This is a genomic window from Phormidium sp. CCY1219, assembly GCF_055795085.1.
The window spans coordinates 1-12,933 of sequence record NZ_JAYFEQ010000840.1; the positions used below are offsets into that span (position 1 = coordinate 1).

9 protein-coding genes are annotated in these 12,933 nt (G+C 50.1%); 6 read left to right on the forward strand and 3 right to left on the reverse strand.

What is annotated here, in order from left to right; genetic code table 11:
* Positions 1–945: 945 nt before the first annotated feature.
* The 4 genes from pds (at position 946) to AC0QH1_RS26810 (ending at position 5,633) form a co-directional block, all read left to right on the forward strand.
* The gene (gene pds / locus AC0QH1_RS26795; protein ID WP_324634519.1) at positions 946–2,322 is read left to right on the forward strand and encodes a 15-cis-phytoene desaturase; all 1,377 of its coding nucleotides are present in this window, start codon (positions 946–948) and stop codon (positions 2,320–2,322) included.
* Between the two features lie 103 nt (positions 2,323–2,425).
* Positions 2,426–3,358 (forward strand): 15-cis-phytoene synthase CrtB, encoded by a 933-nt coding sequence (crtB, locus tag AC0QH1_RS26800; protein ID WP_324634520.1) that lies wholly within the window; start codon positions 2,426–2,428, stop codon positions 3,356–3,358.
* Positions 3,359–4,157: 799 nt separating this feature from the next.
* Complete coding sequence (locus AC0QH1_RS26805; RefSeq protein WP_324634521.1) at positions 4,158–5,225, forward strand: EAL domain-containing protein; 1,068 nt, start codon at positions 4,158–4,160, stop codon at positions 5,223–5,225.
* 198 nt (positions 5,226–5,423) lie between these two features.
* Complete coding sequence (locus AC0QH1_RS26810) at positions 5,424–5,633, forward strand: hypothetical protein (protein ID WP_324634522.1); 210 nt, start codon at positions 5,424–5,426, stop codon at positions 5,631–5,633.
* Here the strand turns inward: AC0QH1_RS26810 and AC0QH1_RS26815 are convergent.
* From AC0QH1_RS26815 to prfC, 3 genes are all read right to left on the reverse strand, one after another.
* Complete coding sequence (locus tag AC0QH1_RS26815; protein WP_324634523.1) at positions 5,607–6,047, reverse strand: RNA recognition motif domain-containing protein; 441 nt, start codon at positions 6,045–6,047, stop codon at positions 5,607–5,609. The genes AC0QH1_RS26810 and AC0QH1_RS26815 overlap by 27 nt on opposite strands.
* Before the next feature lie 874 nt (positions 6,048–6,921).
* Positions 6,922–9,441, reverse strand: coding sequence for a M48 family metalloprotease (locus AC0QH1_RS26820; RefSeq protein WP_324634524.1), 2,520 nt, complete (start codon positions 9,439–9,441; stop codon positions 6,922–6,924).
* A 106-nt stretch (positions 9,442–9,547) separates the two neighbouring features.
* Positions 9,548–11,176, reverse strand: a complete 1,629-nt coding sequence (gene prfC, locus AC0QH1_RS26825; protein WP_324634525.1) for a peptide chain release factor 3 — start codon at positions 11,174–11,176, stop codon at positions 9,548–9,550.
* A gap of 154 nt (positions 11,177–11,330) precedes the next feature.
* Between prfC and AC0QH1_RS26830 the strand changes: the two genes are divergently transcribed.
* Together AC0QH1_RS26830 and AC0QH1_RS26835 are read left to right on the forward strand one after the other, a co-directional pair.
* Positions 11,331–11,675: a DUF4870 domain-containing protein gene (locus AC0QH1_RS26830; RefSeq protein WP_324634526.1), complete on the forward strand. Its 345-nt coding sequence runs from the start codon at positions 11,331–11,333 to the stop codon at positions 11,673–11,675.
* A 214-nt stretch (positions 11,676–11,889) separates the two neighbouring features.
* A complete protein-coding gene (locus AC0QH1_RS26835) occupies positions 11,890–12,225 on the forward strand; it encodes a DUF4870 domain-containing protein (RefSeq protein WP_324634527.1) in 336 nt (111 codons plus the stop codon).
* The last annotated feature ends 708 nt before the right edge of the window (positions 12,226–12,933 follow it).

Consider the following 12,933-nt stretch of genomic DNA (forward strand, 5'->3'; position numbering starts at 1 on the left):
AGGCTGGTCAGGTGGTTAGAAGTACAAGCCCCTGGCTTTAGACATGGGGTTGGTTTCTACGGAGTCCCTGACGGTTCCTTTCACGATCGCAACTGATGGTTCAATAGAGTGGGGGGTGTTCGCGGTTGAAAACCGAAGCATTGGAGGGCAGAGAAAGTCTCCAACAGGTACTTCTAAGGCTGCGACCCAGGGTGGGGCGGAGGGAGTGGGGATATTTCGAGCAAAACGGGGCGTTTTGCGCGAAACATCCCTCCTAATTTAGAGAAGCGAGCGAACCGGGCAAATCACTTCTGTTATTGCAGGGGTTTGGATGCCAATGAGCAACAACTCCAATTATCGATTGCAAAGACGACTCGATCGACACTTGCCGAAAATTTTCTAGGGGTAAAACCCCTCCTTGAAACAGCAATATCGTCTCAAAAAGGGCGGGTGCGTTTTCCCTACTTATGCCGGTGCGGCAAACCATCAATGCCGGAATTATATCATTACCGATTGTCATTTTTGCGCTTCTTTTTGCCGTTTTGTTATCTCGGGTTGTTTGTAGCCGTATTTTTATACTGCCATTTAGCGATTTAATCATCTAACGAGCTATCGAGCAATAGCCGATGCAATATAAATGACAAGCGAATGTATTGCAGTATTGTAACGCTTTTAGGAAGAATTAAGAATGAGAGATTGGGGATTGGGGATTGGGGATTGGGGATTCGGAATGGGCTGGCATTGAGAGGACTCGGGGGGATTCGAGAAGCCGTTCGAGTCTGCCGTCCGGATTCGGTTTCGAGGAATGCTCAGTTGAGCCTATCAGAGCTTAACTGGGATATAAAAGAAGTTAATTTCAAAAAAGGGCGGCAAAATCGGCAAAATGTAACAGTTTGCAAAGGTATAATGAGAGGCGGAGCAAAAAACTTAACAGTATCTTAAGAAAAACGAGGGGATTACCATCAAATGCGAGTGGCGATCGCGGGAGCAGGCTTAGCAGGACTTTCCTGCGCGAAATATTTAACAGACTTGGGACACCAGCCCATCGTTCTAGAACGGCGGGACGTGCTTGGTGGCAAAGTCGCAGCATGGAAAGACGAAGATGGAGACTGGTACGAAACGGGACTGCACATTTTCTTTGGTGCATATCCCAACATGCTGCAGCTATTTAAAGAACTCGACATCGAAGATCGGCTGCAATGGAAAGAACACACCATGATTTTCAACCAGCCGGAAAATCCGGGAACCTACTCCCGCTTTAACTTTCCGAACATGCCCGCCCCGCTAAACGGCATCTGGGCGATTTTGCGGAACAACGACATGCTCACCTGGGGGGAGAAAGTCCAGTTTGGGATGGGGCTGATTCCGGCAATGATTCAAGGGCAGAAATACGTCGAGGAAATGGATCGCTATTCATTTTCCGAGTGGCTAAAGCGGCAAAACATCCCTGCGAGAGTAGAAAAAGAAGTATTCATCGCCATGTCTAAGGCGCTGAACTTCATCAACCCAGACGAAATTTCCGCCACCGTGGTGCTGACGGCACTGAATCGGTTTTTACAAGAGAAAGAGGGGTCAAGGATGGCCTTCCTGGATGGATCCCCCACCGAGCGGCTGTGTCAGCCGATGGTAGACTATATTACGCAAGGCGGTGGGCAGGTGAGGTTAAACGCACCAGTGAAAGACTTTTTGCTCAACGAAGATGGCAAAGTGGAGGGATTTGCGATTCGGGGATTGAATGGCGGGGGGGAACAGACCGTAAAGGCGGATGCCTACGTCTCGGCGATGCCGGTGGATCCCTTGAAGCGGATGCTGCCCCAACCGTGGCGAGAGATAGAGTATTTTAAAAAGCTCGAAGGGTTAGAAGGGGTGCCGGTGATTAACCTGCATCTGTGGTTCGATCGCAAACTAAGCGATATAGACCATTTATTGTTTTCGCGCTCGTCTCTGTTGAGCGTTTATGCCGACATGAGCAACACCTGTCGGGAGTATGCCAATCGCGATCGCTCCATGCTAGAACTGGTTCTGGCACCGGCGAAAGAGTGGATCGGCAAAAGCGATCGCGAAATCGTGGATGCCACACTCCGCGAGCTAGAAAAACTGTTTCCCGACCACTTCTGTAGCGAGACCCCGGCCAAATTATTGAAATATCACGTGGTCAAGACGCCACGCTCGGTTTACAAAGCGATCGCGGGACGACAGAAGTACCGTCCGTCCCAAGTCACGCCGATTGATAACTTCTATCTAACGGGTGATTACACCATGCAACGTTACCTTGCGAGTATGGAAGGAGCGGTACTTTCTGGTAAGCTGACAGCGCAGGCCATTGCGAGTCGTCAGCCGTAGCGCGAATTTTAGATTTTAGATTTTAGTAGTGGCTATCAACTCAAATTCCCTAAACTCCAAATCAAAAGTTCTGGCATCTCAAGACGCTCCCCGCCTGCAATCAATGCTGCAATTGTCCGAACACCCACGCATGAAAACCCTGGCCTCCCCAGCGGACGCCTATGAGCTGTGTCGTCAAATCACGGCAAAGCACGCCCGCACCTTTTATCTGGGCACCCTGTTAATGTCAGAGGAAAAACGGCGGGCAATTTGGGCGATTTATGCCTGGTGCCGTCGCACGGATGAACTGGTCGATGGGCCGCGAGCGCGATTTACCACACCGGAAACGCTCGATCGGTGGGAAAGTCAGCTCGAATCCCTGTTTGCGGGCCACCCCGTAGAAGACACAGATGTGGCGTTCGTCCATACCCTCGAGCGCTTTGACTTGGATATTCAACCGTTTCGGGAGATGATTGCGGGTCAGCGCATGGATCTGTACCGCAGCCGCTACGAGACGTTTGAAGACCTCGAACTCTACTGTTACCGCGTGGCGGGAACAGTGGGGTTGATGTCCCTGCCGGTGATGGGGGTCGAGCCATTGCCTCGATCCTCGCCTTGGGAGCAACAGATGCCAGAAGCACCGGACCCAAAAGAAGAGGCGATCGCTCTCGGCATTGCCAACCAGCTCACCAACATCTTGCGCGATGTGGGCGAAGATGCCCGTCGCGGTCGCATTTATCTGCCCCTGAGCGAGTTAGCCTTGTTTAACTACACCGAGGAAGATTTATTCAACGGTGTGGTAGACGAACGATGGCAGGCGTTGATGCGATTCCAAATTCAACGCGCCCGCCAGTTCTACGCCCAAGCAGAAAAAGGGATTCTCGCCCTGAGCGCTGATGCTCGCTGGCCCGTGTGGGCGGCAAGTATGCTCTACAGCCAGATTCTCGATGCGATCGAACGCAATCAGTATGATGTGTTTAGTCAGCGCGCCTTCGTGCCGAAATCCCGCAAACTTCTATCCTTGCCCCTAGCATGGCTGCGGGCGCAAGTGCTCTGAGGGATTTCCCCGCCCATCATTCTGTCCGAACATTTATCAGGGCGCACCAAGGTGCGCCCATTTTTCGGTTGCCCTGCGCCCTCGAGAGCGCTGCAACCGCATCAGACGCGATCGCCATTCCTCAGCACGGTCACTCTTTTCCCCACCACCAGGGCGAAAATGTACCCACAATAGCAGCACTACAAAAGACGGCTAATCTATGAATGAGAATGAGTTAGGGCGCAATCCTACCACCGCACACCTCGCTTCTGAGCGCACCACAGCCGCCCTTCTCTTCCACCGCGCATCGAGCTACCTGCCCGGTGATTTTTTCCACCGAATTCACCCCATCCCCCACCTGACTCGCCCCCCAGAATTCTGGCAAACCCCTCAATCGATGTTATCCCTAGCCCCCTGTGGGCGATCGGTCCCCATTACCATACTGTGGGAACATTGCACAACCTACGGAGGGGGGTCACGCAAAGACCCAAAGAGGGGAAAATGGGAGGGGAGGAATAAATAACCCTCTCGGGGCGGGATCTCCCAATTTTCACGCAGAAGAATTGCCCGCTCGACCTCTGGCGTCACGCCGCCGACAGTGGCCGATTTTTATCCCTACATCTGTCAGCTTCCGGATCGGTTTTCACCCTTCTCGGGTTTTCAGATCTACCACCAGGGCCAAGGGCAAAACCCGCTTGCCATCTGAATTTGAAAGGGTTGTAACTCATATGACTACCTTTCCGGTCCAAGAGGGCTTATCATAGATTTGACAAAGTTCATATTTCGTAATAAAAATTTAATTATCTCAAAAGCAAGAACCATGTCAAATGTCAACCACTTAAGCAATTTGCCCCAATTGCTTATACAACCGCATGACGGGCAGACCAGTCGCTTTCTTGTCAACCTCGGATTTCAATCGGTTCGTGCCGTACCGCAACTCCTTTATCGCCGAATTTGCAAACCCCAGCTTGCAGATGTGTTTGTCCAACTCAGTGAGCAACTCTCCGAAACCGCTCAAAGCGCCTCTCGCTTCTGCATCACCGATGTCCCTCTCGACTCCACGGAGTTGCTGCGCGAATTCCTCAACGCTCAACCCCTCAACTCGGTGACTTCTTCGGTTAGACATGCATGGTTTTTTCGCCTTTTACTTAGGCGTCACTTATTTTTCAAATATCAACCGATTTTTCAACTCTCCTCGGGACAAATCACCGCCTATGAATGTCTGGCACGCGCCAGAGATGAAACGGGAAACTGCTTGAGTGGCGGTCAATTAATTAAAGCGGCATTGTCCACCCACTTAACTTGCGAGTTTGACGAACTCGCGCGGCAAATCTGTTTCGAGTCAATTGCCGCGATCGATACCCAGGAAAAATTTTTCATTAACATCTTGCCCAACGCAATTACTCGCAATCCGCAATCCCTGGAAGAAAATTTACAACAAGCGATCGATTTAGGATTACAACCCAAACAAATTGTGTTTGAGCTAACGGAAGTGGAAGTGTTGGCTCAAAGCGAAGAACTCTCGGAGCAAATTGCCAAATTACGCCAGTGGGGATTTGGAATTGCGGTGGATGATTTGTGTGGCTGCGTATCGGTGGATCGCTATGCAATGGAGTTGCGACCGGATGTGGTGAAACTCGACCGCCGACTGGTTCACGGTTGCAGTAAATATACCCTGAAGCAAACCCTGATTAAAAGTTTGCTAGATTCGGCGCATCAAGAGGGAATTTTGGTGCTAGCGGAAGGACTCGAAGATATGGCGGATATCGAATTTTGTCGCCAGTTGGGGGTAGACTTCGGACAAGGGTTTGGTTTGGCACGTCCGGAGGTGACGTTGCGACACCAACCGTTTCCTTTCCGAAAATTTGCGTTATCGAAGGCATCCTAACTGATGGGGTTATATCCTTTCCGGTGCAATAGCAATGAAGAATAATTCCTCCGCTTAGGTGCATTATCGCCGATTCTGGGTATGGCTAAGCCCTAGGTTTGCCCCGGGGGTATTTCAATGGAGTGGGTTTCGCCGACACTGGAGCGGAGATGATATGAGGGGAGGATGCGATCGCCGATTTAATCCCCGATTGAATCAGTGGAATGGTTCCATCCCTCCGGGCGATCGCCGCTCTCAGTTGATGCCATCGATCGGGTCTTTTTCGGGAAATCGTGCCGAGGTTCCCCCTCGACGATCGCCACTCCTACCCTCGCCCCTAAGCAGGAAAATCCCGAAACAGCGCGATCGCGCCTCGGGATTCCATTTAATTGCCGCGATCGCTTAGGAATTGCTGGTTTGTGCGGCTAACATTTCCTTGAGTTTGGCTAACTCATCTGCCCAGCGCGGATCGGGTTGCACCGAGTCTTGTGAGGGGGCGGAACTCGAACCGCCACCAGAGCGTTTTGACTTGCTGCGACCTTCGCCGCTACCTGGTTTGCTTGGTTTTGGCGTGTTTTCTTCTCCCCCTTTATTTTTCTTCCGAGGCAATGCCTTCTCAATTTTGAGCGCATTGTCTTGGAACATATAGCCGTTGAACTTTTCAATAAATTGGTCGGCTTGTTCGTCATTCTTGACGGTGACAAATCCAAATCCGCGACATTTGCCGGTTTTGCGATCGGTAATCACCTTTGTGGACACCGGTTCTGCTTCCGCAAATACCTCTTGCAATTCTTGGCGATCGACTTCTTTGGGCAAATTACCCACATACAATCGAATAGACATGTATCTTTCCTCCTTTGGAATGAGTTCGTTCGATAGAGTGCAAAACCTTACTGTTTAGCAAATGGGGTAAGTTGTGGCTTCACAGGTCACGCCTGCGCGCGCTCCAAATGCCCCTACCGTCCTCCCTTTGCGGCGTTTGACAAAAGTGAGGACTGCCCTTACCATAGTCGCTTTCATATTTTGAATCCTACACATGGCACACCCTATAGACAAAAAAATGCGCCATCTGCTTGCCGCGAACTGGTTGGATCGTCTGGAGAAATGTTAGGGCTAGCATGTGATTTTTCGCGATCGCCCATTTAGGGTGTTTATAAAACCTTACTGTCAAAACCACATCCTCAACCAGAAGCTCCTTTCCCACGACAAAGCTACCGTTCGCGTTTCTCCCCTCGGGGAAAATTCAAACGGCTCAAGATTAAACTTGATGCTATTGTCAAATGGCGCTTTATAATTCACTATACCAGAAATGGGCTACAGCCTCTAATTCCATTACGCTTTCCAGCGCTAACAATCGATCCATTCTTTAACGTAACACAGTTTTAACTTGAAAGCTAGTCTTTCTCAGAGAAATTTTCAAATTTTTTTTGACCTAAAATTTACGGAACCGCAAGGCATCACGAGTTGGGATCCCAAACACCATCACGGTAGCAACACTAAAAACGAGCAAAAATTCGCGCGTTTTTAACCGGTTCTCATCTTTTACTAAAGCAATTCCCCCAACAAAACCCCCGATCGCCGGGGGAAACAGCCGAGCCTAACCCCCTCGCGGCTTGCGGCGGCAAGGGTTAGATGGAGTCGAGGCAATTATAACAGAAACCCCTAGCAATTCCACCCCCGCCGGCGATCGCCACTGGCCCACCGAAATTGTCTCAACTTACAGACCGCCGCGAGAAATCAGATAAACCCCCAACAACACCCCCAAAGCGGCCAAAATCGTAGACCAAATCGGATGATAACAATACCGAGATTTTCCCTCAGCATTCTTGAGAACTTCCACATCTAGCCACACCGTCGTCCCGCGACGAAACCATCCGGTCACGGTCACCGACTGACCCAGCCAATCTTTGGGACCGTGGGCATCGGGCCACAAATATAATAGTGGTCCGAGTTGCGAAAAACAATGCAGCTTCAGCAACCCGGTAGGAGATCGCACCATTAAATCCTGACCCAGCCAATTGCTGACCCCGGGGCGTCCCACCAGAGTACCTTCCACAGAAATGGGCGGACTATCCACTGGTAAAGCATTTGCATCGGCGATCGCCTCTGCCAAATCCGGATTCACCTGCAAATTTTTCCGCGTCACATCGGGGAAAAAATGATTGATGCGAATAAAAATCCCCAAACTTATCGCGATCGCCACCGACCCTTGCAAAATCGCCTCATCTCCCCAGACCCAATCCAGCGCCCCTATGCCCAACTGAGACAACATCGCCCCAAGAATCCAAATCGCGCCACCGAGGACCAACCCCAAAGGCAAACCAAAATAGGGGGCACCTTGCAAAAACAGCCGCTTCACCTTCCCCTTACCACTTGCCGAAGATCCGGTATCCGGCGAATTGGCCAAATCCAATTCCGAATCCAATTTCCAAAATCGCGCATACAGATCTAATAATGTCAGCCGTCGCCCAAGGGGCGGATGGGAATTATTCACACTCAGCCATTTCTCATGGGGATTGCGCCTATCCCACTGCAACAGGGTTTCCCAATCTGCGATCGCGCCACAACTTCCCAAAGCCATTCCCTGGGCGGGGGAAATCGGCATCAGCAAATCAAACCCTTCCATCGCAAAACTGGTTTGACCCTGTTTTTCGATATCTTTCACCATCGCGTACGCCATCTTCAATAACCCGCGCGTCAATCCATTCGGATTCCCCGTCAAAGACGCCGCCACGCGATCGCTGTAGTACAACCGCTGACGCGACAACCATAATACCGGCCAGCGCAGCAGGCGATAAAAGCCATACGCCACCGCTGAAATCACCCCCGCCATGCCCAAAGTTAACGTTCTCAGGACGGTTTTTTGCTCATCGAGCAACTTGTCAGCTTCCCGCGCCACTTGCCAATAAATTAAATAAGGAATTTGGCACAATAAAACCGCCAAGGACATCAGGGGAAAATCCCAACTTTGAATATGTCCTAACTCCCCCGCATATATTGCCGCAATTTCATCGTCTTCTAATTCCTGCAACAAGCCCTCGCTGACGGCAATCCGCGCAAATCGGGGCAAGCAGCCATAGGTGAAGGCGATCGGGGCGGAGGTGGGCAAAATGCCCAGTTGCACGGTGGGTATTTTGCGATCGAAACAATAGCGAGGGACTAATCGCCGCGCCTCGGGACTGAATTCTCCGAGGGCTTTTACGGAGAGGGATTTCATGCCGTAAAACTGGCGCAGTATGGCATCGAGTAACCAGGGCGAAGCGGCAAACAATACCGCCAATCCCCCGAGTAATACCCAAGTTTGGTCGCGGTAAAAGGCTTGAATCGGCCAGAGTAATGGCAGTCGGTAGAGGATTTCGTTGGCGATCGCCATTCCCCAATGCAGCAACAGGTGCAGCATCCAAAATAAGCCGATCGCGGTGGCAATTTGGGTGAAAAATAACTGGCGCGGTTTGACGACTTTTAAGGGTCGCCACTTTTCGGCGCGTTCCGCTTGTCTCCAGGTTAATTGGCGTTTAGGCGCGATCGGGGGTTCGGTTTGCGGGGTGTCGGGTTTGCGGGACTGGTTTTTGTCTGCCACCGGTGATGGCGGGGTTTTTCTGGATTTCGCGGGAGATGCGGGGGGTTTCGGTGGCATCGGCGGTGGGGATGGCGGTTGCGATCGCGGCTTTCGAGAGGGTTTGGCGGGGGGATTTAACGGGGTAAATCCGCTGCGATCGCCGTTGGAGGGTTTTGCTTTCCCGGGGAGGGGCGGCGGTAAGGGGGGATGGGAGGGGGTGGATTTTTCGGCGGGTGAGTCTTCTAAGGGGATAAATCCGGTGCGATCGCCGATGGATGGTGGGGGTGGCGGGGTGGAGGTCTCGCCGGGAGAGTTTTCTAAGGGAATAAATCCGGTGCGATCGCCGGTTTGGTGGTTGACATTTGCCGCATCTTGTGATAATGAAAAATCGGCGGGCTGCGATCGCGGCGCGGGAAAGTGTTTCTGTAATTTGCCGAGGCGATCGATGGCCCATTGCTTGATTTTTGGATTGTTGGATCGAGTCAGGGTTTGACACAAGGCGATCGCTTGGTCTGGGGAGCGGTTCTTTTGATACGCTTTGACTAAGGCAATTTGCGCCCGATAAACGGTGGGTTGGTGCAATTCTCGTTCGCAAACCCTTTCCAGGATGGCGATCGCCGTTGCATAATCATCATCCTTGAGCGCTGCCAAACCAGTCTCTAGATCCGAGTTTTGCATGGGTTTTAATTCACAAGTGGCAGATGAACCAAAAAGGGAAAATTCCCGCGAAATTAAGAATAAAAAACCTGGTGGTTTATCTTCTTAATTCTGTGTGGATTAGCGGTTAAATCGATTCGGGTTCTTGTCCCGAAACCACTGGCGCAGTGGTATTTAATTTTAATTCGGGATGGTCCGCTTGAGTCTGCTGCAAATTCCATTCGTTTTTAAACAGCAACACGGGGCGTCCCCAGCTATCTTTAACCGTTGCGGTATTAAACAGTCGTCCGGCTTTTTCTAAGGCTTCCCAACCGCCAGCCACCCAGCGGGCGATCGCAAAGGGCAAAGGGTCGAGGCGAGTCTCGACATTATACTCGTTTTGCAGTCGGAATTGAACTACTTCAAATTGCAGTTGTCCCACGGCGGCTAATATCGGATCGCGTTTGGATTCGTCTACGGAATACATGATTTGCACCGCACCTTCTTCGCGCAATTCGGAAACGCCTTTGCGAAATTGTTTGAATTTGGACGGGTTGGGATTTTTGAGGTAAGCGAATAATTCGGGGGAAAAACAGGGAATTCCTTCGTATTCGAGTTTTTTGCCCACGTAAATGGTGTCGCCAATGGCAAATACGCCGGGATTGTTTAATCCGATCACGTCTCCGGGATAGGCTTCTTCTAAGGATTCCCGCCCTTGGGCAAATAATTTCTGCGGGCGGGATAAGCGGACGGTTTTTCCAGTCCGGGAATGGTTTACGGTCATGTCTTTTTCAAATTTGCCGGTACAAACGCGGACGAAGGCGATGCGATCGCGATGTCTCGGATCCATGTTGGCTTGCAGTTTGAAGACAAATCCGCTAAAGTCGGGATGGTGAGGGTTGATTTCTCCGCGCGAGCTTTGTCGCGAGGTGGGTTTGAGGGCGTATTCTAAGAAGGAATCGAGAAATAGTTTGACCCCAAAGTTGGTCATGGCACTACCAAAAAATACCGGGGTCATTTTTCCGGCGTGGATTTGCTCTAAGTCTAAATCGGCGGCGACTTCTTCGAGTAATTCAAGTTCGTCTTTTAGTTGATATATCGTGTCGCGATCGAGCAGGTCTTCGATGCGCGGATCGCCTAGGTCGATCGCGGTGTCTACTGCTTCTTTGGAACCGTGGGCGGTTCTTTGGAATAAGTGGATTTTTTGGGTGCGGCGATCGTACACTCCTTTGAAGCGATCGCCCTGTCCGATAGGCCAATTTACTGCATAGGTGGTCATCCCTAATTCGCTCTCGATTTCATCGAGCAATTCTAAGGGGTCGCGAGTGGGCCGATCCATCTTATTCATAAAGGTGAAAATCGGCATCGATCGCATCCGACAAACTTCAAATAATTTGCGCGTCTGCGGTTCTAATCCTTTGGCTGCATCTTCTAGCATTACCGCATTATCCGCCGCCGCTAAGGTGCGATAGGTGTCTTCGCTAAAGTCCTGGTGTCCGGGGGTATCTAGAAGGTTAATTTGCTTGTTTTGATATTCAAACTGCAAAACGGTGGAGGCGATCGAAATTCCCCGCTGTTGTTCCATCGCCATCCAGTCTGAAGTCGCATGGCGCTGTGCTCGCTTCGCTTTTACCGCACCGGCTTCGTGAATTGCCCCTCCGTACAGTAGCAGTTTTTCGGTTAATGTGGTTTTCCCCGCGTCGGGGTGGGAGATAATCGCAAAATTTCGCCGTCTGTCTACGGCTGTTTTCATTTCGGTCTGGATTGCTTCGGACATAATGGATAGTAGTCAGCCGGTTCGGCAATGCTTCAATCCGAGTTTAGCAAAATTACGCTAGCTTAAGGATGACTAGGCGCATCTTTGGCGATCGCCTGACCCCTCAGGCGTCGCTACCCTGCGCCTCGCAACTACCACAAGAGGAGCATCTGTTATGTACGATTCGGATAAGCGCCGGATTTTATCCCTCCTGGCACATGGCGCAATTTTTGCCAGTACCCTATTTGTCTCTATCGGTATCCCAATTGTCATTTTGTTCGTCTCTGATGACCCGGTGGTTAAGGATAATGCCCAAGAATCGATTAATTTTCACCTCAATGTCTGGTTTTATGGTGCCATTATCGGTGGCTTGGCTTGGCTCACCTTTGGTTTGCTCGGAATCATCCTCGGTCCGATTGGATTTTTGCTACACTGGGGACTAACGGCTTTTGCTTTATTAAAGGTATTCGGCAATCCTGACGAACCGTTCAAATATCCCTTTATCTTTCGTCTGTTGTAATCCCTATTTCTCCCCCCCCTCCATCGGGGGCATCCCTCCCGCACATCTCGGGTTTCTGCGGATGCTCTCTTTACCCTTGTCGGAATATTTTTTACCTCGATTTCCACGCATCCGCTCCCCCCCCAATCTGGCTCTCTGTTTTCTCCATTTTCCCCCTTTGACTTCAAGTGCATTTTCTCCCGTAAACCCATAAAAGTTATTGGAAATTTAACTCATGTATGACTCAGATAAACGCAAACTCTTCTCGGCTGTTTCTCACGCCGCCATATTTTTCAGCGCTTCTATCGTCTCTTTTGGCGTTCCGATCGCCATTCTGTTTGTCTCTGACGACCCGGTGGTGAAGGAAAATGCCAAGGAATCTATCAATTTTCACATCAATATTTACATCTATGCAATCATTTTTGGTCTGCTGACCCTGGTTGTTATTGGAATTCCCTTGTTGATTCTTTTGGCGGTTGCTAGTGTTGTGATGCCGATTTTGGCACTGGTTAAAGTGGTTAGTAACCCAAACTCAGTTTACCGTTACCCGTTCATTTTTCGCTTAGTATAGTTTATCTTTAACTAGGCAATTGCCAAAAATTAAGAATTAAGAATTAAGCAATAATCGTTTTAAAAATCCTCAATTCTCAATTCTTGATTCTTAATTGTCTCGCGAATTATTCCTTGTCACCACTCTTTCTCTAACTGACCGTTCGTTTATAGCGGTTATCATAAGGGTGAGGTAAGCAGTCATACCAAATAAATTTTAAGCACTTATGCAAAATAATTTACAGGTTTTAACTCGTTAACTCGTTAACTCCTTTAACTCGTTCCCCCCAGAGGGGAACGTCCCTCCAGAACTACCGCCTCCCCCCCCAATAAATGTGCAAAATAATTGGCACCCTTGCTTACATCCAATTAACGCAGTTTGTAGGGTGGTCAGTTCGCGAACAGATGCGCGATCGGCACCTAAGAATGAGTGACAAAGCCCACCCTACCTCTGCAATTATTTTTGCACGAGTACATAGAAAATAGAAAGTTGTTCTGGATTCCCATCTGCGCGGTTGGGACAGAAATACTGCATACCCCATAAATTTGAGACCTGCTATAGCGTTATACCATTTTTCGATAAGGATGTTAGAGGGTACAACTGTGGCGCTGTCGGTACAGTTTCTTTCCACCAATAGCGTGGATGGTTGGACTGGGGATAAATAACTATTCCGGTTAGCGGTACAGTTTTTTCCACCGATAGGGCACTGTTGGCGAAATAACTATTCCG

What these genes read in the sequence shown, in the direction of transcription:
- pds (WP_324634519.1), top strand. Translation starts at nt 946, where the DNA reads ATGCGAGTGGCGATCGCGGGAGCAGGCTTAGCAGGACTTTCCTGCGCG.
- crtB (WP_324634520.1), top strand. Translation starts at nt 2,426, where the DNA reads ATGCTGCAATTGTCCGAACACCCACGCATGAAAACCCTGGCCTCCCCA.
- AC0QH1_RS26805 (WP_324634521.1), top strand. Translation starts at nt 4,158, where the DNA reads ATGTCAAATGTCAACCACTTAAGCAATTTGCCCCAATTGCTTATACAA.
- AC0QH1_RS26815 (WP_324634523.1), bottom strand. Translation starts at nt 6,047, where the DNA reads ATGTCTATTCGATTGTATGTGGGTAATTTGCCCAAAGAAGTCGATCGC.
- AC0QH1_RS26820 (WP_324634524.1), bottom strand. Translation starts at nt 9,441, where the DNA reads ATGCAAAACTCGGATCTAGAGACTGGTTTGGCAGCGCTCAAGGATGAT.
- prfC (WP_324634525.1), bottom strand. Translation starts at nt 11,176, where the DNA reads ATGTCCGAAGCAATCCAGACCGAAATGAAAACAGCCGTAGACAGACGG.
- AC0QH1_RS26830 (WP_324634526.1), top strand. Translation starts at nt 11,331, where the DNA reads ATGTACGATTCGGATAAGCGCCGGATTTTATCCCTCCTGGCACATGGC.
- AC0QH1_RS26835 (WP_324634527.1), top strand. Translation starts at nt 11,890, where the DNA reads ATGTATGACTCAGATAAACGCAAACTCTTCTCGGCTGTTTCTCACGCC.